The organism is Bacillus sp. FSL K6-0994 (genome assembly GCF_038630815.1).
Classification (GTDB): Bacteria; Bacillota; Bacilli; order Bacillales; family Bacillaceae; genus Bacillus; species Bacillus safensis.
The window spans coordinates 3,452,963-3,475,768 of record NZ_CP152043.1 but is presented as its reverse complement, the minus strand read 5'-3'; the positions used below and the strand labels follow the sequence as shown (position 1 = coordinate 3,475,768).

The 22,806-nt window shown below is 41.4% G+C and carries 24 protein-coding genes; 15 read left to right on the top strand and 9 right to left on the bottom strand.

Features of this window, described 5'->3' with window-relative positions; translation table 11 throughout:
* The first annotated feature begins 10 nt into the window (after window positions 1–10).
* From thiM to MHB69_RS18130, 3 genes are all read left to right on the top strand, one after another.
* The gene (gene thiM / locus MHB69_RS18140; RefSeq protein ID WP_098677114.1) at window positions 11–835 is read left to right on the top strand and encodes a hydroxyethylthiazole kinase; all 825 of its coding nucleotides are present in this window, start codon (window positions 11–13) and stop codon (window positions 833–835) included.
* Window positions 822–1,490, top strand: a complete 669-nt coding sequence (gene thiE, locus MHB69_RS18135) for a thiamine phosphate synthase (protein WP_098677115.1) — start codon at window positions 822–824, stop codon at window positions 1,488–1,490. The genes thiM and thiE overlap by 14 nt, the downstream gene beginning before the upstream one ends.
* A gap of 133 nt (window positions 1,491–1,623) precedes the next feature.
* Complete coding sequence (locus MHB69_RS18130; protein ID WP_098677116.1) at window positions 1,624–1,998, top strand: nuclear transport factor 2 family protein; 375 nt, start codon at window positions 1,624–1,626, stop codon at window positions 1,996–1,998.
* Between the two features lie 24 nt (window positions 1,999–2,022).
* Here the strand turns inward: MHB69_RS18130 and MHB69_RS18125 are convergent, their stop codons facing one another.
* The 4 genes from MHB69_RS18125 to MHB69_RS18110 all read right to left on the bottom strand — a co-directional run bounded on the left by MHB69_RS18125 (window position 2,023) and on the right by MHB69_RS18110 (window position 6,056).
* The gene (locus tag MHB69_RS18125) at window positions 2,023–2,361 is read right to left on the bottom strand and encodes a DUF4288 domain-containing protein (RefSeq protein WP_335370648.1); all 339 of its coding nucleotides are present in this window, start codon (window positions 2,359–2,361) and stop codon (window positions 2,023–2,025) included.
* A 319-nt stretch (window positions 2,362–2,680) separates the two neighbouring features.
* Window positions 2,681–4,222: a cation acetate symporter gene (locus MHB69_RS18120; protein ID WP_034281316.1), complete on the bottom strand. Its 1,542-nt coding sequence runs from the start codon at window positions 4,220–4,222 to the stop codon at window positions 2,681–2,683.
* The gene (locus MHB69_RS18115; protein WP_061110238.1) at window positions 4,219–4,533 is read right to left on the bottom strand and encodes a DUF485 domain-containing protein; all 315 of its coding nucleotides are present in this window, start codon (window positions 4,531–4,533) and stop codon (window positions 4,219–4,221) included. Before MHB69_RS18115 ends, MHB69_RS18120 begins: the two co-directional genes overlap by 4 nt.
* A 944-nt stretch (window positions 4,534–5,477) precedes the next feature.
* Window positions 5,478–6,056, bottom strand: coding sequence for a hypothetical protein (locus MHB69_RS18110; protein ID WP_131631247.1), 579 nt, complete (start codon window positions 6,054–6,056; stop codon window positions 5,478–5,480).
* A gap of 1,102 nt (window positions 6,057–7,158) precedes the next feature.
* Here MHB69_RS18110 and MHB69_RS18105 point away from each other — a divergent pair.
* Both MHB69_RS18105 and MHB69_RS18100 read left to right on the top strand, forming a co-directional pair.
* Window positions 7,159–8,286, top strand: a complete 1,128-nt coding sequence (locus MHB69_RS18105; RefSeq protein WP_342495832.1) for a Rap family tetratricopeptide repeat protein — start codon at window positions 7,159–7,161, stop codon at window positions 8,284–8,286.
* A complete protein-coding gene (locus MHB69_RS18100) occupies window positions 8,276–8,560 on the top strand; it encodes a hypothetical protein (RefSeq protein WP_041115399.1) in 285 nt (94 codons plus the stop codon). Before MHB69_RS18105 ends, MHB69_RS18100 begins: the two co-directional genes overlap by 11 nt.
* A 251-nt stretch (window positions 8,561–8,811) precedes the next feature.
* Here MHB69_RS18100 and MHB69_RS18095 read toward each other — a convergent pair whose 3' ends face one another.
* The 3 genes from MHB69_RS18095 to MHB69_RS18085 all read right to left on the bottom strand — a co-directional run bounded on the left by MHB69_RS18095 (window position 8,812) and on the right by MHB69_RS18085 (window position 10,605).
* The gene (locus tag MHB69_RS18095) at window positions 8,812–9,480 is read right to left on the bottom strand and encodes a glycosyltransferase family protein (protein ID WP_340890963.1); all 669 of its coding nucleotides are present in this window, start codon (window positions 9,478–9,480) and stop codon (window positions 8,812–8,814) included.
* A complete protein-coding gene (locus MHB69_RS18090) occupies window positions 9,473–10,162 on the bottom strand; it encodes a class I SAM-dependent methyltransferase (RefSeq protein ID WP_098677118.1) in 690 nt (229 codons plus the stop codon). The genes MHB69_RS18095 and MHB69_RS18090 overlap by 8 nt, the downstream gene beginning before the upstream one ends.
* Window positions 10,163–10,464: 302 nt before the next feature.
* Window positions 10,465–10,605 carry an anti-repressor SinI family protein gene (locus MHB69_RS18085; RefSeq protein ID WP_008345506.1) on the bottom strand — a complete coding sequence of 47 codons (141 nt, stop codon included), beginning with the start codon at window positions 10,603–10,605 and terminating at the stop codon, window positions 10,465–10,467.
* A 455-nt stretch (window positions 10,606–11,060) separates the two neighbouring features.
* On the opposite strand from MHB69_RS18085, the gene MHB69_RS18080 reads away from it, so the two are divergent.
* Together MHB69_RS18080 and MHB69_RS18075 are read left to right on the top strand one after the other, a co-directional pair.
* Entirely contained in the window at window positions 11,061–11,444 is a 384-nt protein-coding gene (locus MHB69_RS18080) for a GtrA family protein (RefSeq protein ID WP_012011676.1), read from the top strand.
* Between the two features lie 26 nt (window positions 11,445–11,470).
* Window positions 11,471–11,728, top strand: coding sequence for a hypothetical protein (locus MHB69_RS18075; protein ID WP_034281308.1), 258 nt, complete (start codon window positions 11,471–11,473; stop codon window positions 11,726–11,728).
* A 34-nt stretch (window positions 11,729–11,762) separates the two neighbouring features.
* On the opposite strand, the gene MHB69_RS18070 is transcribed toward MHB69_RS18075, so the two are convergent.
* Complete coding sequence (locus MHB69_RS18070) at window positions 11,763–12,608, bottom strand: AraC family transcriptional regulator (RefSeq protein ID WP_024423841.1); 846 nt, start codon at window positions 12,606–12,608, stop codon at window positions 11,763–11,765.
* A gap of 175 nt (window positions 12,609–12,783) precedes the next feature.
* Between MHB69_RS18070 and MHB69_RS18065 the strand changes: the two genes are divergently transcribed.
* The 8 genes from MHB69_RS18065 (at window position 12,784) to qoxD (ending at window position 22,064) form a co-directional block, all read left to right on the top strand.
* Window positions 12,784–13,971, top strand: coding sequence for a galactokinase (locus MHB69_RS18065; protein WP_098677119.1), 1,188 nt, complete (start codon window positions 12,784–12,786; stop codon window positions 13,969–13,971).
* Complete coding sequence (gene galE / locus MHB69_RS18060) at window positions 13,971–14,963, top strand: UDP-glucose 4-epimerase GalE (RefSeq protein ID WP_075621514.1); 993 nt, start codon at window positions 13,971–13,973, stop codon at window positions 14,961–14,963. The genes MHB69_RS18065 and galE overlap by 1 nt, the downstream gene beginning before the upstream one ends.
* A gap of 35 nt (window positions 14,964–14,998) precedes the next feature.
* Entirely contained in the window at window positions 14,999–16,510 is a 1,512-nt protein-coding gene (galT, locus tag MHB69_RS18055; protein ID WP_342495831.1) for a UDP-glucose--hexose-1-phosphate uridylyltransferase, read from the top strand.
* A gap of 12 nt (window positions 16,511–16,522) precedes the next feature.
* On the top strand, window positions 16,523–17,605 hold the full coding sequence (locus tag MHB69_RS18050) for a M24 family metallopeptidase (protein WP_342489676.1): 1,083 nt from the start codon (window positions 16,523–16,525) through the stop codon (window positions 17,603–17,605).
* Window positions 17,606–18,122: 517 nt separating this feature from the next.
* Window positions 18,123–19,079, top strand: coding sequence for a cytochrome aa3 quinol oxidase subunit II (qoxA, locus tag MHB69_RS18045; protein ID WP_108909040.1), 957 nt, complete (start codon window positions 18,123–18,125; stop codon window positions 19,077–19,079).
* 27 nt (window positions 19,080–19,106) lie between these two features.
* On the top strand, window positions 19,107–21,065 hold the full coding sequence (gene qoxB / locus MHB69_RS18040; protein WP_024423835.1) for a cytochrome aa3 quinol oxidase subunit I: 1,959 nt from the start codon (window positions 19,107–19,109) through the stop codon (window positions 21,063–21,065).
* Entirely contained in the window at window positions 21,065–21,682 is a 618-nt protein-coding gene (gene qoxC / locus MHB69_RS18035) for a cytochrome aa3 quinol oxidase subunit III (protein ID WP_039182371.1), read from the top strand. Before qoxB ends, qoxC begins: the two co-directional genes overlap by 1 nt.
* 1 nt (window position 21,683) lies before the next feature.
* Window positions 21,684–22,064, top strand: coding sequence for a cytochrome aa3 quinol oxidase subunit IV (gene qoxD, locus MHB69_RS18030; RefSeq protein WP_007497818.1), 381 nt, complete (start codon window positions 21,684–21,686; stop codon window positions 22,062–22,064).
* Between the two features lie 77 nt (window positions 22,065–22,141).
* Here the strand turns inward: qoxD and MHB69_RS18025 are convergent, their stop codons facing one another.
* Window positions 22,142–22,405 carry a spore morphogenesis/germination protein YwcE gene (locus MHB69_RS18025; protein WP_008345491.1) on the bottom strand — a complete coding sequence of 88 codons (264 nt, stop codon included), beginning with the start codon at window positions 22,403–22,405 and terminating at the stop codon, window positions 22,142–22,144.
* Window positions 22,406–22,806: the final 401 nt, after the last annotated feature.

The following is a 22,806-nucleotide window of genomic DNA, read 5'->3' as shown; positions in this document are numbered from 1 at the left end:
GACGATACGGATGAAAATAAGCTGCGCGTCTCATTTATTGGAGAAGGTTCGAGAAAAAAATCCACTCGTTCATAATATCACCAATCAAGTTGTGACGAATTTTACAGCGAATGGACTGCTTGCTTTAGGTGCTTCGCCAGTCATGGCAAACGCCAAAGAAGAAGTGGCTGAAATGGCGCAATTAGCGGATGCACTAGTGCTGAATATTGGCACATTGACTAAGGAAACGGTGGAAGCGATGATACTCGCTGGACAAGCCGCCAATGAAAAAGGTGTACCTGTTTTGTTAGATCCTGTCGGCGTCGGTGCGACAACGCTTCGAACGAATGCTGCTCAACAGCTGTTAGAGAAAGTGAAAATCACCGTTGTCAGAGGAAATGCTGCTGAAGTGGCTCATTTACTTGGAGTGGATGGCTGGGAGTCAAAAGGCGTTGATGCGAAAGCGGCGAATGGAGATGTATCGGCATTAGCCAAACAAGCGTCTATTGCACTTCAGACAATAGTGGTAATCACAGGAAAAGTCGATGTGGTGTCAGATGGAGATGAGGTGCTGTCTATTCATAATGGACATGAATGGCTCACGAAGGTGACGGGAACTGGCTGTTTGCTGACGTCTGTCATCGGAGCATTTTGTGCAGCGGGTGAACAGCCGCTTCATGCGTCGGCAGCTGCATTGATGTTTTATGGTGTCGCCGCTGAAAGGGCAGCTCTGCACGCAATGGATAAAGGACCGGGAACTTTTCAAATGGAATTCTTAAACGCACTATCACACACAACCGGCGATGATGTGCTGACACTAGGGAAAATAGGGGGAGTTTCACATGACAAAGGCTGATCAACAGCAAATCAAACAGCAATTATCGGTTTATTTTATTTTGGGCACAGCGAATACAACGAGGCAGCCGCTTGATGTTGTGAAAGAGGCCATTCAAGGCGGAATCACCATGTTTCAATTTCGTGAAAAGGGTGAAAAAGCCTTGCAGGGTGAAGAGAAGAAACAATTGGCTCGTCAAATTCAAGCGCTTTGCCAAGAAGCAAATGTTCCTTTTATTGTGAATGATGATGTACAGCTAGCGATTGATCTAGATGCAGATGGCGTTCATGTTGGACAGGAAGACACAAATGCAAAAGGCGTCAGAGAAAGGATCGGGAATAAAATATTAGGCGTATCGACGCATAACCTAGATGAAGTAAAACAAGCCATGAAGGACGGAGCAGATTATGTCGGGATGGGCCCAGTCTATCCAACGGAAACGAAAAAGGATACACGCAGTGTCCAGGGTGTGTCTTTGATCACTGAAGTCCGCCGTCATGGCCTTCAAATTCCGATTGTAGGTATCGGAGGGATCACATACGACAACGCAGCACCAGTGATACAAGCTGGGGCAGACGGTATAAGCATCATTAGTGCTATTAGCCAGAGCGCCGATCCTAAAAAAGCAGCAGAAGAGCTGAAATCACTTGTTGCAGCAAAAAAAGCATCTCTTTAATCTGAAGGAGACATGGATTAAATCAATTCATGTCTTTTCTTATGCCGGGTAAATTAGACAGGAGCTATACAATTGTGTACAATCATATAGTTCGATTATTTTCGAAATGACAGGTAAATAAAGGAGAATGAACATGGAAGTGCTCGATACGTATTTTCGTCGATACGATGAAGCAGGAAAAGGGCAGGAGCAGATGGATGAATTGCTGGCATTGTTTTCTGACGATGTCATGATTGTCTTAAATGGCGCCAAAAAGCCTGGGATCCAAGCGTTCACACAATTTTTGAATACATTTTTCCACGTACATGATGACATTAAGCATATGTGGGATGGGTGGAATAAAAGAGAAGATGGAAAGTATGAAACAAACTGGGCCGTTTGCGGAAAGCTTTCGGATGGCCGTGTCTATACAGCAGAAGGAATTGATATCGCAGAGCTGGACGACCAAGGGAAGATCGTTTATTTAGAAAACGTTCCGAAAAACCCAGAGTTATTCCAGCGCTACTAAAAAGCCGGCTGAGCAGCCGGCTTTTTATTTATCTAGAGAATATGCCACAATGGCTTCTTGAACAGATGTTTCTTTATCAAAAATAAGGTGGCGGCTGTACACTTCACTCAAGTGCAGTGATTCTTGCTCTAAGTGATCTACAAGCTCAAAGATATCTAGGATGGCTGCTAAACTTATGTTAGTTTGTCCACCTTCTGCATTATCATAGGTTTCTTCTGGGAAGCCTTGTTTGATTATTTCCTTCACTTGACGTTGGTTTTTAGCTTTTACTAAGACAATTCGTTCTTCAAAGATTTTATCAGGTATACTGCTTGGTGATGAGATAGATTCGAATAATAATTTTGCAGAATAAATCCTTTGCATATGTCATCCCACTTCTTTCGTGTCGTTTTAAATAATTTCCAGTATGTGTATAACATGATAACATAGGAATGACATCTTGCAGAGAATACATCACTATAAATAGATTCATTACGGGGAGGAATAGGAATGAAGAGTGTGGTTGATAACAGAGGGGAAGTTCATGAAATTCTGTTAATCCTCATTACATGCTGCTCTCTAATCACGTTTAGAAGGGTTGCCAGATTAGAGAAGTATAAAAATAAGTTAAAAAGCCAATTTATACCTTACTGAGATTGAATAGAAGAACACAAGAAAAGCCGGCTGAGCAGCCGGCTTTTCCTTATGAATCAGTATCCATATGCATGCCTGTATGTGCCTTTACTTGAATTTCCGTAAAGGTGTCTTCATCTGCTTTTTCAGAAGAGAATATCGTGCCTAAGTATGCGGCAAGGAATCCGAGTGGAATCGAGATAATCCCAGGGTTCGACAGCGGGATGAGCGGCTCTCCTGTGAAGATGGCTGCTCCTGACGGGTCCCAGACGCTTGGGCTGAGCGAGACGATGACCAGTGCGCTCAGAAGGCCTGTTAAGCTTCCTGCGATGGCACCTGTAGAGTTAAATCGTTTCCAAAAAACAGTGAAGATAATCAAAGGCAAATTCGCACTTGCCGCCACTGCGAAGGCAAGAGACACAAGAAAAGCGACGTTTAAGGACTGGGCAAATAATGCAAGAACGATAGAGAGGATCGCCACGCCGATGGAAGCAAAGCGTGCCGCCTTCACCTGCTCCCGCTCACTCGCTTTTCCTTTGCGGATAATTTGACTATAAAAATCATGCGCAAAGGCAGACGCGGCGGATAGGACGAGACCCGTTACCACCGCCAAAATAGTCGCAAAGGCAATAGCGGAAACAAAGGCAAATAACAAATCTCCTCCAAGAGCTTGGGCGAGCAGTGGAGCGGCCATATTTCCTGCTGCATCTGCAGCCGTGATCGCTTCTGTTCCCACAAAGGCAGCCGCACCGAAGCCAAGGAAAACCGTCATTAAATAAAAGATCCCGATGATCCACGTAGCGGATAGAACAGATTTACGCGCAGAAATGGCATCTTTGACCGTATAAAACCGGATCAAAATGTGCGGCAAACCTGCTGTCCCAAGCACTAAGGCAAGGTTCAAAGATAGTGTCTCTAAAGGCACATCATATTTATTTCCCGGGTGAAGAAATGCCCCACCGAGCGGGGTCGCTGTTTTCATCTGTTCAAACATCTTCAGCAGACTAAAATCAAACTTTGCAAACACAAGCAGAGAAATAATGAGCGTCCCAAGCATGAGAAGCACAGCCTTTGTGATCTGTACCCAGCTGGTCGCAATCATGCCGCCAAACACGACATAAATGGTCATCAGGACACCCACGATCAGTACCGCAATCCAGTAATCAATGCCAAGAAGCAGTTTGATTAATGCACCTGCCCCAACAAGCTGTGCAATCATATAAAAAGTAGAGACTGTAATGGTATTAAAGGCGGCAACCCCTCGAATGGCAGGGCGCTTAAACCGTGCAGCGATCATATCGGCCATCGTATATTTCCCCAGATTTCTAAGCGGTTCAGCCACAACGTAAAGAACGACAAGGTACGCTACTAGAAAACCAATGCTATAGAAAAAGCCGTCAAATCCGTTTAACGCGATCATTCCGGCAATCCCTAAAAATGATGCAGCAGACATATAGTCTCCAGCAATGGCAAGGCCGTTTTGAAACCCAGTCAGACCTCCGCCTGCTGTGTAAAAATCACTCGCATTGCTAGTTTTTTTCGCAGCAAAATATGTGATGACCAATGTGAGCCCTACGATCGCAACGAACAAAATAAAAGCGGTCATGCTCATTCGTCATCACCTCTTGATTCAGTTTTTAAAGCGCTTACAATATTGTCGAACTTAGCTGCTTTTTTCGCATAAAGTCCACATAAAACCCAGGTCATGACAAATTGTGTGAGGGCGAATAACCAAGCCCATGAGATCGCGCCAATTGCCGGCGTGTTCAAAAAGGTGAAGTAGGATGTAGCAACCGGAAGTGAAAAGTAAAAGAGAAAAAAGAAAATCGTCATCGGTACGATAAATCTGCGTTTTTCCTCAAGAAGTTTTCGGAAATCCTCTGAAGCGGCAACCTTCTTATAATGAACTTTTTTGTCTGCCATTGTTTCCTCCTTTGTACGAATTAGGGACAAGGTACTCCAATGCATATGAGACGATCTGGCTGTTTATGACAGTATATCATAAAAAAGGCACCCGAAAAGGGTGCTGAGCCTGATCAAAACATGACTTTATCTTGAGGTATTGTGTTAAGTCGAGAAGGGGCAAAAATTCTATTAGACGAAATAGCATCTTTGGAAGAGTGAAATCTAGAAAGGTGACTGACCGTCTTGTAGATGCAAGACGGCATTTTTTGGTAATATATAATAAAATTGTTTAGGTAATTAATGGGTTGATCCTGTTGTTGTAGGGGGAAGGCAATGGTTAAGACAATCTCAAGAAATGACCCGTGTTTCTGTGGTAGCGGGAAGAAATATAAAAAGTGTCATAGTGACATTCATCCTGAATCAAGAGCTGCTCGGCTTATCCAGACATACAGAAAGTACGAACGAAAAATAGAAGATTATCAAAAATCAACAGGTAATATTCCTCCATGTCAAAAGGGGTGTTATAACTGCTGCTATGAGGATTTTTCTATAACTGAAATTGAGAAATTGAGTTTGAATTTATTATGCGTGAGTTGAAGACTTGAAGCAAAGATCGAGTAGAAAAAATATATGATACTGTTTTAGATCAGTGTGAAACAATTAAAAATGAACGACCTGACACCTGGAGAAAATTTAGAGGTATATGTCTCGAAAGACGTTGGCACAATACTTGTTGAACAATTGAAATAGCTTTATAAAAAGGGTTGTTTTACGAGGAGAAGAATGAGAGGGCTCACCGATCGTCTGCACGCTGCAACACTTTCTATACGCTTACCACTATTAATGCAGAACCAAAATATTTTCAGGAATTTCAAAAATTTTGTGTTGAAGTCTTATATTAAAAGTAAGCAGGCTCTTACTGGAGCCTGCTTTTTTTATTTATTGTTGCTTAACAGTAATTTTTAAGGTATTTTTACAGTATATGCTAAGTCGACAAACATAATATTTACGCCTACATCAACTTTCTTATATTTGTTTTTAACTGCCCATGCAACCGCACCAGAAGTTCCAGCAGTAATAGCCGCGGCGGCTCCGGCACCCCATGGTCCAGCAGCAGCAATTTTGCTTGTGTACCAACCGATATATCCGGCTGCAAATCCACCTGCTACTATGGCGTTCATGCTTCTAACTTTCGGTCCTAATTTGAGGTGTAGACCTACAAAACCATAAGCCTGCATGTCACCTTTTTTCTCATTCTCTTCAAAGCTAAATTCTTCTGATTTCATAGAAGTCATTAGTTGACTGTCGTGTTCTGAAATTCCCATTTCCATAAGGGTTTCTTTATCAGCTGTAAAATGAGTATTTCCATCCTTATCTAATTCGAAGTAATTAGATAGTTTCTCTGCTAATTCCAATTGTTTTTTATCTACACTGACTGGAGGGGTCTCATTATTACCTTGACTGGCATGACTAATCATTGGAGAAGAGAAACCAAATGTAATAGTAAGCACACATAACATTACTAGAAATTTTTTAAACATACGTACCACTCCTATTTGTTTTTTGGGGTAACGCATACATGATATTTCCTTCTATTGGGGTGGAATACTTAGAGGTTAAGGAGAGTAATAAAATGTATTTATTCTTATTCACTTTGATTTATTGTGTAATCACACACATTTTTAATTTGTCCTATGAGTTTTCTTTTGGGGTGTATTTTATAGGTCTAGGTTTGATCAAAGGACTTTCCAGCGGGGAAATTAAAGACATCTTTAATTTCAAAAAGACAAGGGACGTGTTCAAAGAAAACAGATTTATAGATTCTTTGATGGAATTGTTTTCTTTGATAATAGTGTTTATTAATGCATACATAATTGATTATGAACCATTCTCTCCCTTTGAGTTTGTTTATACTTTTTTCTTGATTGTAATTCTATACAGATTCCTATTTTGGGGAATCATAAGAGAGTCAAAAAAATGGTTGCATAATGAGGCATAGGAGTCATGGACTTATAAGAATCACTCACTTTCTTTGATATATTTTCATGCTACCATTTATTTCTTGATAATTGGTAATTTGATGGAAAGTTTCTTTTTGGGTTGCGGTGACCGCAATATAGGTTCTTTTATTTGGGAGGAGAATTTATGATGACTGTAATACCAGTATTGATGATGTTAATTGGTGCCTCTTATTTCGCTGTTTATATGATAAAACGTAAGAATAATAAAGAAAAAGAGATGGGTTAAAAAGTTGTTTTTGCCGTTGTTTTCTTTTTACTGAGTGTCCCATTCATCAATATGGTCATCACTGGATAATAAAGAACAGGCTAAAGAGCCTGTTTTTTTGTTTCTTAAAAAACATAGCGCCTATTTCAAACCACCAAGAGCGTTCATATTCGTTTCTAAGCACCTTTATTTATGCTCGGGTATTTCCATAGTGTGATGCTTCAAGAACGCTTATATGGGATTTAAATGCGTTAACTGCTGCGATAGCATCTAAAGATTGATATGTCTTGTGTCCTACTTGCTTACAAAGTGTTTGCGTCATGCCGAAAATTTTACATATTAATGTAAAAATAGGATTTTATTAGGAATTATTGTGCTAACATTTATTAAAAATTGGTTTTCTAGGGGGGATTGTAGATGGCGTCTATACCGTCTCCAGTTGTAGCGATCAAGATAAATGAATGGTATAAGCATATAAAAAGATTCAATGTTAAAGAGGCCCAGATGCTAAGGGAAGAGATTAGAAAAGATATAGATGTCATGGAAGAAGATGAACAGGCGGTTCTTTATTTTCAGCTGATGGAGTTCCGTCACCAATTGATGACAGACTATGTGCAGCCTTCTAAAGAACCACTTGAAAAATCTGATTACTTGAAAGCTGTAGAAGGACAAGGAAAGAAGATGTCAGCCATTCTTGAATACTATTTTAATTTTTTTCAAGGAATGTATGAATTCAAAAATGGTAAGTTTATTAGAGCTATTGTGTTCTATAAGCGCGCGGAAAAGCGCCTGGAGCAAGTAGGGGATGAGTTAGAAAGAGCGGAATTTTACTACAAATTATCAGAAGTGTTTTATCACATGAAACAGACACACGTGTCTATGTATTACGTTGGTCTTTCTTATGATACCTATAAGGCACATAAGAGCAATTCACTTTATATGATTCGAGAAATTAATTGTCTAACTGTTATGGCAGGTAATTTCATTGATTTTGAATGCAGAGAAAAGGCGCTTCCTCATTTATTGTCAGCTTTAGAAAGATCTAAGGCAATTTCTAATAAGCCAATGATTGTGAAGTCATTATTTAATATTGGTTGTTGTTATAAAGGATTAGGTGATTTTAATAGGGCACTAGCTTATTTTAATCAGGTTATTCTTGAAGGAGAGCCTATTCATGCTACAGAGTTGCTTTTGGTTTATTATGAATTATCTTTATTTCATTTGAGTCAAAAGGAATTTATTGAGGGAGAAAGATTTTTCAAAAGAGGCTTGGAAGAAGCGAAGAATAGTAAAAATGATCTGTTTTTATCGTTGCTGATGGTATTGGAAAATTTATTTTTAAAAACAGCAAACCTAAGTGAGGTCTTGAGCTCGTTGGAAAAATTAGAGAACGAGAGGGGTTATCCATACATAGAAGACCTAGCGCTCGAAGCGGCTCGGTACTATAATGAGAATGGGCGTATGGATGAATCTGTAAAAATGTACGAAAAAGTGATGTACGCCCGAAAACAAATCCAAAGGGGCGACTGTTCATATGAATTTTAAAACGGTTCTTACTGGTTTTTTGAGTGCTTCAGCATTGCTAGGTGTGATCTCATTATCATCTGTCGATTTTGATGTGAATTCAAGAAATGCTACTTCTCCAGAATCAACTGATCTGACAGTAAGAAATGCTACAGGCAGTAGCGTTACTACTCAAGATTTCCCTCTTATAACTTTATCTCAACATGATAACGATTTTGCTGTGAGGAATGGAACCCGTTCTAGTGTAAATCCGGATATTCGTTTTGGAACACGTGATTCTAGATTATCTACTTGATGAATCAAACAGACCTTTAGGGTCTGTCAGGCTGTCGAGAAAATCTCGACAGCTTTATTTTCCCGGAAAGGTTATCGGTTCTACAAATCAGATCCGAAAGCATGTGCTCCGTGTCCTTTTCTTGAAAGCTGCACAAGATCTTAAAAGCACCAAAAGACCCATTCTCACCTAACATCATGACGTGGAAAATAAAAAAGAATGTAGAAAAACATGAGTTTCTCTACATTCTGGGCACCCGAAAAGGGTGCTTTCTATCGATAATTTGCAAGAAATGTTTGTCTCGCTTTTTCATATGTTTCCGCATCAAAATGATCTCCGCATTTATGAATACACCAAGGCTCTTCTTGTCTTGCAATCCCAACTTCATAGCCCTTCTGAGTGAATTCAAAGGACTGCGAAACATCATAAAAATGAAAGCCATCAAAGAGATCCTCACGCCACTTCACATCATACTGCGTCGCCATGAAAAGACCATCAATGGCTGCAGCTTGGATATAATCTTGCGCTTCGGGCTGCTGACGGCCTCTTTCAAACGAAAGCAGCTGATAGGTGTCGTGACGATATTCAATGACTTTTCCCCTGCAATCAGAACTCTCCCACCAAATTCCATTGTCAGGCACGCTTTCTGCTCCAATCACTCCAACCATGCCAAGTGATGGGTTTTGTAAAAAAAGCGGGATGAGTTCAAGCAGCATATGCTGTTTGACAATCAGGGTATCCTGATGAAGATAAATTTTAAACTGAGCTGGATGAGTGATGGCTTCATTGTATGCAGAGGTCATACTTGATGCATGTCTGATGGGTAAGACCTCCACATGGTATCCATGAGGAGCCGGAAGTGAAGCGAGCTGCCGGAAGCAAGCTTGAAACATCGATTCATCATTCACACATAAAACAAACAGAATCGTCGGATTACTCATGAAATGGAACCGCCTCGACCACATATTGATAGGCTGTAGCAGACTCGTGGAAATCAGAACGAATGCCGTGTTTCATGAGTAATTCATGTAGATCATTCAACACGCTTGCATAGGAAGGATGCTGTACGCGAATGGCCTCGAATTCGCGAATGCGAAAACCCGCTGAATGAAAGAGTGCATGTATTTCGTGAAGGGTGAAGAAACGTAAATGTGTTTGATCCATTAACCCTGCATCTGTATAAGTAAATCTGCCGGCTAGTAATTCTAAAACCGTTGAAATGTGGCCGATATTTGGAATAGATGACAGGATGGCACCCTCTTTTTTAAGGAAGGGTTTCACCTTTTTTAAAACGGCCCAAGGGTCCAATAAATGCTCGAGGACGTCTCCGAAAATCATGCAGTCAAATTGTTCGTGTTGATAAGGGAGAGCCAGTTGTTCAATATTTCCGCAGAGAACATGATCCAGCTCTTGTTCCGCCTCTTTTGCTGCATCTTCAAATGACTCAATGCCATAAATGGTCCGGCCCTTTTGTTTCAGGACTTTTCCAAGCTTGCCTGTGCCGCATCCGATATCCAACAAAGACGTCCATTCCGCGCGGATACGGCTGACGATGACCGGGTTTACCCCATGATAATACTGATCCTTTTTTTGGTGATAATACGAAAGGGAACCTGAACTCACGCTCTACCCACCTTTCTGCTTTCTCATTGTTTTCATGCTTAATATATGGGTGGGCAGCTTGGTTTTATAACGAGAGAAGGACAATTTTCATGAATGGCGGCTAAAAAGGAATCATATAAAGAACAGGAAACGGACTGTCCTCCTAATATAGAAAGACAGAACCCCATTGAGTGGAAGGGATTGGTATGGAGAGGTGTTCAATTATTGTAGCGTATCGTCATGAAAGGATTTTCAAAAGGTCAATTGACAGGTCAGAACTTATAGCCAAAGCAGTCTGAAAGACAAAGGATAACGGCGTTGATTTACGGTTTGTTTATCATCTTCTGATCACCGTTGGATGTTAAAAAAGCTTGTATTTCTTCGATGCCTAGTCCAATTTTTTTCGCTTCCTGAATCAAATAAACCCACTCTTCGTCAACTCTTCTTTTCACTTGCGTATCCATAATATCCTCCAGTTCAATAAGACATATTCACTGCAACCAATGACTTGAACAAACCGTCTAGTAACTGTACGTGTGGTTGAAAACAGCGCAAAATAAATTTTGTCGAAAAATGATGACATTTAACCTATTTTGTAAAATCTATCACCTACCACGTCCCTAAAAAAATGACTAAAAAACCCATAAATATTGAAATCTTACTTCTAATAATAAACAATTGTAAAGTCAGTTGAAAGATTATAAATTAAAATAATGATAAAGACCTAAAACATTTGACTCATATAAACCAATTGCGTTGACATTTGCCATCGAGTAGAACAAATTTCATCTTTGCAGGACATACATATTGTTCGTTTGGGAAGTTCTTCTCAAGATGGTATTCTAAAAGAAACAGAAACCACCAAGAAGGAATGAAGAAAGACATGTATAGCCTTTTTCAAAAGTATCAAGAAGTTGTCATGTATCTTGTGATGGGTGTGTGTACAACCATTGTCAATATCGTCAGCTTCTATTTATTCGTTGAGATGTTTTCCATGGATTACAAAACAGCTACGGTTGTTTCATGGGTATTTGCTGTTCTCTTTGCTTATATCACCAATAAGAAGTATGTCTTCAAGCAAAAGGCTCGTGACACAAAAAGCCTCATGCGTGAGCTTTCTTCATTTTTTAGTGTCCGTCTCATGTCTCTAGGTGTAGATCTGGGGCTGATGATTTTATTTGTGAGCCAAATGGCGCTCAATGAAACCGTCGCAAAAATTCTCGTCAACTTTGTGATTGTGGTGGTCAATTATGTCGCCAGTAAGTGGTTCGTCTTCAAGAAAACAAAAGAAGATGCGATTTAACACATAAAAAAGATAGGTGATGTGAAATGAGCAGCAGGCCAGACGACTTATATGATGCCATATATCAACAAACAGAAAAGCAGCATGAACAAGTGCTGAGGCTAGTCAAAGAAATGACCGCACATCCAGAAGCGTTTTCGGAACAAGAAAAGGAAAAGATCAACCGAATGGACATTGCGCTTCAAACGGCAACGGACATTTTAGAAAACTTAATGACCCCTGATACGCAAATGACGATTGTTTTAAAACAAGGAAGAATTCATGTTGATCTGTCAAAATCGTAAAAGAAGCAGCCAATGATGAAGCGGCTGCTTTTTATTATGCATCGCTTGTTTCCCGCAGTTGCTTTGGAGACATGCCGATTTTCTTTCGAAAGACTTTATTCAAGTAATTCGCATTTCGGTAGCCGCACTGTATGGCGATTTCTTCAATTGAGTATTTCGTTGTTTTTAATAATGTTTCCGCCTTCTCTAACCGGATATTGGTTAAGTAGTGAATAGGTGTGAAGCCAGTAGCCTTTTTGAATTCCCTCGTAAAATGACTTTTGGATAAACGTGCCGCAGCTGCCATATCGTCTGGGCCAATTTCCTCGTGAAAATGATGGCTGGCAAATAAGGCCGCTTGGACGATGGGCTCAGGCCATTTTTCCATTTGTCCCTCAAGCTTTGGCAAATATGAATACAGTTCCATGACAAATTGATAAGCAAGGCTAGACCCCTCAAATGGATTGGTAATCCGTCTTTCACTGGCTTCATCATAAATTTTCTTCAGCAGGCGGATCGGCTTGGAATGAGGATGAAAACGCATGACCTGCTTTCCTTGATCTATAAATTGGTCAAAGCAAAGATCACAGGCTTCCCCATAAAGCGTCAAATAGAGAAATTCCCAATGCTCACTGTCCTCTGGAAAATAATATTGATAGGCACTTGGACTTTTCACAAGAAAGGCCTGCCCCGGCAAGACTTTGAACCGCTTCTGTCCGATTTCAATCATGCCGTGTCCAGACAGTGTGAGCTGAAAGATGCACTTGCCCTGATCCTTCCGCTCCACGCCATTCCAGCTGTATAACGAAGATGATTGAACCTCCCAGCCAACAGACCATATTTGTGCCGGCAATGTAACATCAGAATGGTGAAAACGAAATGCAAATGCTTCCTTCTTCAAATTGGAAAACCTCCTTCACAGCAAAAAACAACCTTTTTCTATTTTGAATCATGTTACACCTCATATCACATCGTACCATTCACAGCAAAAAAAGGGTATTTTTTAACGATTTTTTTACCATTGAACTTACGCAGTTCAGGCAACTAAAATAAGAGTATCAGATGAGAAGAGGGGAATGGATATGATCGATATGTTACGCACGGCATTTCACCAGCAATTTGGGGATAAAGAAGAAGAACTTCGCTATTTTTTTGCCCCGGGAAGAGTGAACTTGATTGGTGAACATACAGATTACAATGGAGGTCATGTATTCCCTTGTGCGCTCACTCTCGGTACATATGCAGCATGTGCAAAGCGGTCAGATGGCCGCGTGAGAATGTATTCCTTGAACTTTGATGGCGATGGTGTGAAAGAATTCGACCTTTTTGAAATCGCTTACTTAGAGTCGGATGGCTGGGCGAATTATCCGAAGGGCGTGTTCCATCAGTTTATTGAAGCAGGGATGAAGATAGAAGAAGGCTTTGACATTGTATACGGCGGCAATATTCCCAATGGCGCAGGCCTGTCTTCCTCTGCCTCCATCGAGCTTGTTACCGCCGTCTGCATCAATGAATGGCATTCATTCGGCGTTTCAAATGCCCGTCTTGCCCTCCTTTCGCAGCGTGCAGAAAATGAATTTATTGGCGTCAATTGCGGCATCATGGATCAGTTTTCAATTGCTCTTGGAAAAGAAGATCACGCCATTTTGCTTAATTGCGATACCCTTGATTTTCAATACAGTCCGTTTCGGCAAGAGGGACTGGCGCTTGTCATTGCCAATACAAACAAAAAGCGGACACTGGCAGACTCCAAATACAATGAACGCCGGTCAGAGTGTCAATCAGCTTTAAACGATTTACGAGAAGAAATCGACCTTGCCCACTTATGTGAGCTCACGGCAGATGAATTTGCCGAACATGCCCATTTGATTCAGGATGAAACATGCCGCAAACGTGCAAGACACGTGGTGACAGAAAACGAGCGGACCATAAAAGCAGTCAAATTTCTGAAAGATGATAAAATGGAAGAAATAGGTGCGCTTATGAAGGCTTCTCATCTCTCTTTAAAGAATGATTATGAAGTGACTGGATTTGAACTAGATACACTGGCAGAAGCCGCTTGGCTCCATCCTGGAACGATAGGCTCTCGTATGACGGGCGCGGGTTTCGGCGGCTGTACGATCAGTATTGTGAAAGAAAAGCAGCTGGCATCATTTATAAAAGAAACGGGTGCGATTTATCAAGAGAAGACGGGCATTCAAGCCTCTTTTTACACAGCTGGAATTGGAGGCGGCGCAAGAGAACTCACGAAGGAGGAAGTGTAATGACAATTTTAGTGTGCGGGGGAGCAGGGTACATTGGCAGCCATGCGGTAGCGGCTCTTTTAGCGAAAGGTGAACAAGTGGTAGTAGTGGATAATTTGCAGACCGGCCACAAAGAAGCCGTTTTGGAGGGAGCTGTTTTAGAAGAGGGAGATTTACGAGATCAAGATTTTTTAAGACAGGTTTTCAAAACGCATCAAATAGAAGCGGTGATGCACTTTGCCGCAGATTCACTTGTCGGCGAGAGTGTAACAGACCCGCTAAAGTACTATGACAACAACGTTGGAGGAGCAACAGCCTTACTTCAGGTGATGAATGAATTTGATGTGAAACACATCGTTTTCTCTTCAACCGCTGCCACATATGGTGAACCAAAGCGAGTGCCGATCGTTGAAACGGATGAGACGAATCCAACCAATCCTTATGGAGAAACGAAACTAGCCATTGAAAAAATGCTGAAGTGGTCTGAGCAGGCATATGGAATGAAATACGTCGTGCTTCGCTACTTTAATGTAGCTGGCGCTCATACAGAAGGACTTGTCGGAGAGGATCATCAGCCTGAAACACATCTCATTCCGATCATTCTGCAAGTGGCTTTAGGAAAACGAGATCAGATCATGATTTACGGTGATGATTATGAGACAGAGGATGGCACGTGTATTAGGGATTACATTCATGTCATGGATTTAGTAGACGCGCACATTTTAGCTGTTGATCGTCTGCGCGCTGGAAAAGGAAGTGCAACATACAACTTAGGGAATGGCACTGGTTTCTCCGTGAAGCAGGTAGTAGATGCTGTTAGAAACGTTACGGGGCATGCGATCCCAGCACAGGTCGCTGACAGACGCGCGGGAGATCCAGCAAAGCTGATTGCTTCTTCTGAAAAAGCGCTGCAAGAATTAGGGTGGACACCTCAATATGCTGACCTTCACACCATCATTCAAAGTGCGTGGGATTGGTTTCAGAAGCATCCAGACGGCTACCAAAGTAAATAACGCATAACAGGCAGGCAAGAGAGGGGACAGAGAGAATGGCGGTTGATATTTTTGAAAAACTGGAACAGCTGATTCAATACGGGATCAATCAAGAGCTGATCACACGACTAGATATCGAGTATACGAGAAATCGGCTGCTTGAGGTGCTTGGGCTGGATGAAGCTGAGCCAAGAACAGTCTCAGGGGAGGCGGAGCTTGAAGACATCTTAATGCCGATGCTGGATTGGGCAGTTGAGACTGGCCTTATCCCTGAGGGGACGGATACGTATCGCGATTTACTAGATGCGAAAATCATGGGATGCTTGGTGGCGCCTCCAAGTGTCATCTACGCAAAGTTTGAAGAGAAGCGCCAGCATGAAGGGCCAGAGGCTGCTACAAGCTGGTTCTATGAAATGCAGCAGCACGCACACTATATTCATACAGGCAGAATCGCCAAAAATGTGCAGTGGTTTACACCAACAGATGATGGCGTGCTGGAGATCACAATCAATCTATCAAAGCCGGAAAAGGACCCAAAAGCAATCGCTGAAGCCAAAAAGCTTAGTCAAAAACAATATCCTCTTTGTCTCCTTTGTAAAGAAAACGTTGGGTTTGGGGGGCGCATCAACCATCCAGCGAGACAGAATCACCGGATCATTCCTGTGACACTCACAGATGAATCTTGGTTTCTACAATTTTCACCTTATGTGTATTACAACGAGCACTGCATTGTGTTCAAAGGCGAACATGAGCCGATGAGCATCACCAAAAAGACCTTTGAACGATTGCTTTCTTTCATATATATATACCCGCACTATTTCATCGGATCGAACGCCGACCTTCCGATTGTCGGGGGCAGTATATTAAGTCATGACCATTTTCAGGGCGGTGCGCATGAATTTCCGATGGCGAAAGCGGAGGTGGAAGAGGTCTTTTCTCTGAATGCCTTTCCGAATGTGAGGGCCGGGATTGTGAAATGGCCGATGTCTGTCATCCGCCTTCGAAGCAGCGACCGGCAGAAGCTTGCAGACGCAGCAGACTTTATCTTAAACGAGTGGAAAATGTATTCAGATGAAGAAGTGGAGCTGCTAGCTCATACAGGAGAGACGCCGCATAATACCATTACACCAATTGCACGCCGCCATGGAGATGACTATGAATTAGATCTAGTGCTGCGCAATAATCGTACAAACAAGCGGCACCCGGATGGAATTTTCCACCCGCACGAAGAAGTCCATCATATTAAAAAAGAGAATATCGGATTAATTGAAGTGATGGGTCTTGCAGTTCTTCCTGGTAGATTAGCAGAGGAATTAAGTCAATTAAAAGAAGCGCTGTTATCCAAAAACCCCCTTGAAGAAATCAAAGCCCGCCCTGCTATCAAGAAACACGAAACATGGGCAAAGCGTCTGCTTGAAGAGAATACCTTTACAGAGGACAATACAGAAGCTATTTTACAAAAAGAAATCGGTATGATTTTTTCTCGTATTCTCTCACAGGCGGGTGTGTTTAAAAGAACCGAGCAAGGGAAAACAGCTTTTAAACGTTTCATTCATACACTCATATAGGCAGGTGATTAGATGATTGAACAAGTAAGAACATTAATGGAAGAAAAACAGCTCGACGGTGTCTTGATTCAAAAGCGTAATAACTTCTCCTGGCTGACAGGAGGGAGAAGAAATCACATCGTGTTAAATACACCAGAGGGCGTGTGCAAGCTGCTTGTGTTAAAAGACGACATCGTCCTCATAGTGAATCAAATGGAAGAAAAGCGGATCATTGAAGAAGAGATGGCGTATATCGATCACCCCTTTCAAGTGGTGACGATGGATTGGTTTGAGGATGATACGGCACACATTCAAACACTCACAAAAGACAAACGGATCGGGTCAGACATTCAAATGGATGGATTCGAATGGATCGAGCCGGATTTGTCGCAAGTTCGATCCATTCTTTCCGCATCACAGCTCCGCCAATATGAAACGCTTTGTCATGAAACAGCGGTCATTGTAGAGAGTGTTTGTAAAGAAATCGTTCCAGGACAGACGGAGTACGAAATCGCTTCGCTTGCGGCTCAAAAAGCGATCGCGCAGGGAATGACGATTGAAGTGCTGCTTGTAGCAACAGATGACCGGATTCATCAATACCGTCATCCAATTCCGACAGACAAAAAACTTCAAAAGCATGCGCTTGTTGTTCTTTGCGCTGAACGGCATGGACTCGTGGCGAATGTCACAAGGTCTGTTTACTTCGGTCAGCTTCCAAAGGAGCTTGAAGAGAACAAAGAGCGGCTTGCAAGAATTGACACGGTCATGAATGCTGCCACGCGCCCTGGTAAGACATTGGGAGATGTATTGAAAGCAGGTATTGCTCAGTATGAAAAAGAGGGCTTCCCTGATAGCTGGAAAAAGCTTCATCAAGGGGGAAAAACGGGCTTTGTATCTAGAGAAATCATTGCAGTTCCCTCATCGAAGGAAGAAATTCAGCTGCATCAAGTCTTTACTTGGAATCCTTCATTGCCTGGATTGAAATCAGAGGATACGATGGTCGTAGAGAAAGAGGGGAACCGCTTTTTAACCTATACAGGCAAGTGGACATACATTGATGTTGAACATGAAGAAGACATCTATAGGCGCCCTGACATTTTAGTAAGAGATGAATAATTGCAGAATGCCGGCGCTGAGCCGGTTTTTTGCTGGAAGTCATTTAGCGGGATTCCACATATTCATCATAATTGCCAATTCTTAACGCGCATAGTCAGAGGATCGATACTTTCTTTTCTTGTTAACTTGCGTTAAAATAAGTAAGGTTTTTGTTAAATGTGGGGATACCTATTTTGAAATTGTTTACCTAGATAAAATTTCATTAAGTTAAATTGAAATTTGACCAAACTTTTTTATTGTGGTAAACCTAAATTTGACAAAGTTCTTGATTGTTTGTCCTTTGCCTTCAACTCTCAACTTTTCAAAATCCTAGAAATTTATTGTGTGTGCAATAATATAAATTTATGTCGAATTTATGACATTTTAAAAGAAATCTGTTGAAAAATAAATGAACTTTTGAAAAAAGGGAAGCTAACTCTAACAGATTTTGATAGCATTACAAAGGGAAGAAAAGTTTTCGAAGGCAGATGGCTTTTCACAATTATTCAGCAATTTATACATTATTTAAGGAAGGATGGTGATCTTCTTGTTCAGAGCCATTAAACCTATGCTTTTATTAGCGATGCTCGTGAGTGTTTTTGTATTAGGAGGTTGCAGCAATATCGCTGTTTTAGATCCTAAAGGACCAGTCGCAGCACAACAAAAAGACTTAATCCTTTTATCTATCGGATTCATGCTCTTTATCGTTGGTGCGGTATTTGTACTGTTTACCATCATTTTGGTTAAATACCGTGAGCGTAAGGACGTTGGAAACGCCTCTTATAACCCAGAAATACACGGGAATACGCTTCTAGAAGTTGTCTGGACAGTGATCCCAATATTAATCGTTGCTGCTCTTTCGATTCCAACTGTAAAAACAATTTACTCTTTGGAAGAGGCACCTCAAGCAACAAGCCATAAAGATCCACTTGTCGTTTATGCGACAGCTGTTGATTGGAAATGGATTTTCAGCTATCCAGAGGAAAATATTGAGACAGTGAACTACTTAAACATTCCAAAAGATCAGCCGATTTTATTCAAAATCACTTCCGCTGATACAATGGCATCACTATGGATTCCTCAGCTAGGCGGGGAGAAGTATGCGATGGCTGGAATGGAAATGGAACAATATCTTCAAGCTGATGAAGTAGGCACATACCAAGGAAGAAACGCCAACTTCACAGGCGAGGGCTTTGCTCAGCAAAAATTCAAAGTCAATGCGATGACGCAGTCTGACTATGATAAATGGGTAAACAAAACGAAGAAAGAAGCACCAAAGTTAACGAAGAAAACGTATGACTACTTGATGCTTCCTGATGCTGCAGATGTGCAGACATTCTCATCAACACATTTATCCTTTGCGAAGCATGGAGAGGATTCTGAATACGCACTCCAAGCACGCAAACGTTTAGGTTACCAATCAGTTTCTCCGCATTCCAAAACAGATCCTTTCGAGAATGTGAAGAACTATAAAAGAAAACTAGATAATGAATAAACTGACTAAGGAAAGGAGGAGGCCGTTATGCATTTAAAATGGGATGAGTTTTTTGTAACTGGAGACCCATTAATTCTTGGTGCGCAAATTTCTATCGCTCTTACCTCCATTGCCATCGTGTTTGTTTTAACCTACTTTAAAAAGTGGAAATGGCTCTGGAAAGAATGGCTGACATCAGTTGATCATAAAAAGCTTGGAATCATGTATATCCTTGCTGCTGTGATTATGTTCTTCCGCGGTGGGGTAGACGGACTGATGATGCGCGCGCAGCTGGCGCTTCCTAATAATACGTTTTTAGATTCAAACCACTATAATGAAATCTTTACAACGCATGGTACGATCATGATTCTATTCATGGCGATGCCATTTTTAATTGGTTTAATCAACGTCGTTGTTCCTCTTCAAATTGGTGCACGTGACGTTGCATTCCCTTATCTGAACAACCTTAGCTTCTGGACATTCATGGTCGGAGCAATGCTGTTCAACATTTCCTTCGTTATTGGAGGATCACCAAGTGCAGGCTGGACGAGTTACATGCCGCTCGCCGGAAATGATTTCTCACCAGGACCTGGACAGAACTACTACTTGCTCGGGCTCCAAATTGCAGGTATTGGTACACTTATGACAGGTATTAACTTCATGGTGACCATCTTAAAAATGCGTACAAAAGGTATGACACTTATGCGTATGCCAATGTTTACATGGACAACATTGATTACGTCTGTCATCATCGTTTTTGCATTCCCTGTACTAACAGTTGCTTTAGCACTTATGACATTTGATCGTTTATTCGGTTCTGCATTCTTTACACTCGAAGCAGGCGGTATGCCGATGCTTTGGGCGAACCTTTTCTGGATTTGGGGACATCCTGAGGTATATATTGTTATCCTGCCGGCTTTCGGTATTTTCTCAGAAATTTTTGCGACGTTCTCAAGAAAGCAGTTGTTTGGTTACAAAGCGATGGTTGTATCAATTGTGGCAATCTCTGTTCTTAGTTTCCTTGTGTGGGTTCACCACTTCTTTACAATGGGGAACAGTGCAGCGGTTAACTCATTCTTCTCGATTACAACAATGGCGATTTCTGTACCAACAGGTGTGAAAATCTTTAACTGGCTCTTTACGATGTATCGAGGCCGTATCAGCTTTACATCACCAATGCTTTGGGCACTTGGTTTCATCCCAAACTTCGTAATCGGTGGTGTAACTGGGGTTATGCTTGCGATGGCAGCTGCGGATTACCAGTACCATAACACGTACTTCCTTGTATCCCACTTCCACTATGTATTAATCGCAGGTACTGTATTTGCTTGTTTTGCTGGTCTTGTTTTCTGGTATCCAAAAATGTTTGGTTACAAGTTAAACGAAAGAATCGGCAAATGGTTCTTCTGGGTATTCATGATCGGATTTAACATCTGTTTCTTCCCGCAGTACTTCCTAGGACTGCAAGGAATGCCAAGACGTATCTATACGTATGGACCAGAAGATGGCTGGACTGCACTAAACTTTATTTCAACAATTGGTGCATTTATGATGGGTATCGGATTCATCATCCTTTGCTACAACATTTACTACAGCTGGAGACATTCAAAACGTGAAGTGTCTGGAGACAGCTGGGGAGAAGGACGTACACTTGACTGGGCGACATCTTCTGCAATTCCGCCGCATTATAACTTTGCAGCACTTCCAGAAGTGACAACACCAGATGCATTCCATCATTGGAAGCAAAACAATGTGGACGTTCATCCTGAAAAAGAATTCAAGAAAATTCACATGCCGCACAATTCAGGCAGACCGCTGATCATGTCTGCATTCTTTGGACTTGGTGCATTCGGTCTTGTATTTGAATGGTACTGGATTGGCGTTATTGGCTTAATCGGTGTATTCGCAACGATGATTTTACGTTCATTCGAATATGACGATGGCTACTATATTCCTGTTGAAGAAGTCATTGAAACAGAGAAAAAGAATAAGGAGGCGCAGAAGTAATGGGACATAATGATAGCAGCTATGCAAATGCACCGCTTGAATATCGCTCTGAAACCGGACGTTTAAACATCCTTGGTTTCTGGATATTCCTTGGCGCGGAAATCGTGTTATTCTCAACACTTTTTGCGACCTACTTTGTTCTACATGGCAGAACAGCTGGCGGCGTTTTACCAGCTGAGCTGTTTGATATGAAGCTTGTATTGATCATGACATTCCTGCTATTGGTTAGTTCATTTACATGTGGGATTGCTGTTCATGAAATGCGCCGTGGAAGTACAAAAGGGGTTGTCATTTGGACGATTCTCACACTGCTTCTAGGTGCAGGCTTCGTTGGATTTGAGATTTTTGAGTTCTTCCATTATGTACATGAGGGTGCGAGCATCCATACAAGTGCGTATTGGTCTGCATTCTTTGTACTTTTAGGAACTCACGGACTGCACGTATCGATCGGTATCTTCTGGATTACCGGGATCTTGTTCCAAATTAAAAAACGTGGATTAACTCCACAAACAGCAGCGAAGATTTTCATCTCAAGTCTATACTGGCATTTCCTTGATGTTGTATGGATTTTCATCTTCACAGCTGTTTACTTGATCGGATTAGGGGGGCTTTTGTGATATGGCTGGAAAAACACATTCCTCAGCAGAGCACGAACACTTCCCTTGGAAACACGTAGTTGGCTTCATCCTGTCCATTGTGCTGACAATCTTAGCATTCTGGATTGCGATTGGAGCTGAAATTGGCAGTTCCGCAAAACTATGGATTATCTTTGGTTTTGCGTTCATTCAAGCATTCTTGCAGCTGTTCATGTTTATGCACATGACAGAGAGCGAGAACGGAACTGTTCAAGTCGGAAATACTTTGTTTGGTCTGTTCTGTGCGATTATCTTCGTCATCGGATCTGTTTGGATCTTTGCGGCTCACTACAGCCACGGAGAGAACAGTAAAGACGGTTATTCACCGTCTGCGCCAAAGCAGTCTGAGCATTCAGAGAAATAATAAAAAAACCACTCATCTCTTGAAGGTGAGTGGTTTTTATCATGATGGTGATAACGCTTCCAATAGTTGGGCGATATCTATCTGCTGCTGAATCTTTTGCGAATGAATGGAAGTCCGTAGATGAGGAACGCTGCAATGTGAGCCAAAATCACGTTAATGGCAAAGAATGCGATCATGAAGGTATGTCCTGCTGGAGATAAACTGCTTGTCATGTAAAGACCGAAGAAAATCCACATAATCATAATGGGTGGAATAGATGCTAATGCAATCTTTCTGTTTTCCAGCCATAAAAACAGGGGTGTAGCCGTTGCTATACATAGGTACGCAAAGAACATATCCATCGTATCCAACTCCTTTGTAAGTTGATGTTCAAATCAAATGAGAGGTCAGGATGCAATTGTGTCTGTTTTTAGGAGATATTGTGAACATTTTGTTACAAGTATTATACCACAATTGACTTTGAAGTAAACGTAATAATTGGAAAATGGGCCTTATTCCATACAAAATGGTTTCATTCCTCAATCCTCATTGCAGCTTATGCTAATCTGATGTTTACTTGTCTTCTTGCCACATAGGTCATTGAATTTTCCCCTTAAAATCTGTAAAATAATCTTTTTAAAGGACTTGAGATCTGAATGAAAAGAGTGTGAAGGAATTTTTTCCTATTGTTAGGATGAAAAGTATTTCATTTTTTGAAAAATGAATGGAACCTTTCGGATGTATCTTCCGTCATATTTAAGGT

Bases quoted from the DNA above. Each gene is read 5' to 3' on its own strand.
- thiM (WP_098677114.1), top strand. From the start codon at position 11: ATGAAAATAAGCTGCGCGTCTCATTTATTGGAGAAGGTTCGAGAAAAA.
- thiE (WP_098677115.1), top strand. From the start codon at position 822: ATGACAAAGGCTGATCAACAGCAAATCAAACAGCAATTATCGGTTTAT.
- MHB69_RS18130 (WP_098677116.1), top strand. From the start codon at position 1,624: ATGGAAGTGCTCGATACGTATTTTCGTCGATACGATGAAGCAGGAAAA.
- MHB69_RS18125 (WP_335370648.1), bottom strand. From the start codon at position 2,361: ATGCAAAGGATTTATTCTGCAAAATTATTATTCGAATCTATCTCATCA.
- MHB69_RS18120 (WP_034281316.1), bottom strand. From the start codon at position 4,222: ATGAGCATGACCGCTTTTATTTTGTTCGTTGCGATCGTAGGGCTCACA.
- MHB69_RS18115 (WP_061110238.1), bottom strand. From the start codon at position 4,533: ATGGCAGACAAAAAAGTTCATTATAAGAAGGTTGCCGCTTCAGAGGAT.
- MHB69_RS18110 (WP_131631247.1), bottom strand. From the start codon at position 6,056: ATGTTTAAAAAATTTCTAGTAATGTTATGTGTGCTTACTATTACATTT.
- MHB69_RS18105 (WP_342495832.1), top strand. From the start codon at position 7,159: ATGGCGTCTATACCGTCTCCAGTTGTAGCGATCAAGATAAATGAATGG.
- MHB69_RS18100 (WP_041115399.1), top strand. From the start codon at position 8,276: ATGAATTTTAAAACGGTTCTTACTGGTTTTTTGAGTGCTTCAGCATTG.
- MHB69_RS18095 (WP_340890963.1), bottom strand. From the start codon at position 9,480: ATGAGTAATCCGACGATTCTGTTTGTTTTATGTGTGAATGATGAATCG.
- MHB69_RS18085 (WP_008345506.1), bottom strand. From the start codon at position 10,605: ATGGATACGCAAGTGAAAAGAAGAGTTGACGAAGAGTGGGTTTATTTG.
- MHB69_RS18080 (WP_012011676.1), top strand. From the start codon at position 11,061: ATGTATCTTGTGATGGGTGTGTGTACAACCATTGTCAATATCGTCAGC.
- MHB69_RS18075 (WP_034281308.1), top strand. From the start codon at position 11,471: ATGAGCAGCAGGCCAGACGACTTATATGATGCCATATATCAACAAACA.
- MHB69_RS18065 (WP_098677119.1), top strand. From the start codon at position 12,784: ATGGATATGATCGATATGTTACGCACGGCATTTCACCAGCAATTTGGG.
- galE (WP_075621514.1), top strand. From the start codon at position 13,971: ATGACAATTTTAGTGTGCGGGGGAGCAGGGTACATTGGCAGCCATGCG.
- galT (WP_342495831.1), top strand. From the start codon at position 14,999: ATGGCGGTTGATATTTTTGAAAAACTGGAACAGCTGATTCAATACGGG.
- MHB69_RS18050 (WP_342489676.1), top strand. From the start codon at position 16,523: ATGATTGAACAAGTAAGAACATTAATGGAAGAAAAACAGCTCGACGGT.
- qoxB (WP_024423835.1), top strand. From the start codon at position 19,107: ATGCATTTAAAATGGGATGAGTTTTTTGTAACTGGAGACCCATTAATT.
- qoxC (WP_039182371.1), top strand. From the start codon at position 21,065: ATGGGACATAATGATAGCAGCTATGCAAATGCACCGCTTGAATATCGC.
- qoxD (WP_007497818.1), top strand. From the start codon at position 21,684: ATGGCTGGAAAAACACATTCCTCAGCAGAGCACGAACACTTCCCTTGG.
- MHB69_RS18025 (WP_008345491.1), bottom strand. From the start codon at position 22,405: ATGGATATGTTCTTTGCGTACCTATGTATAGCAACGGCTACACCCCTG.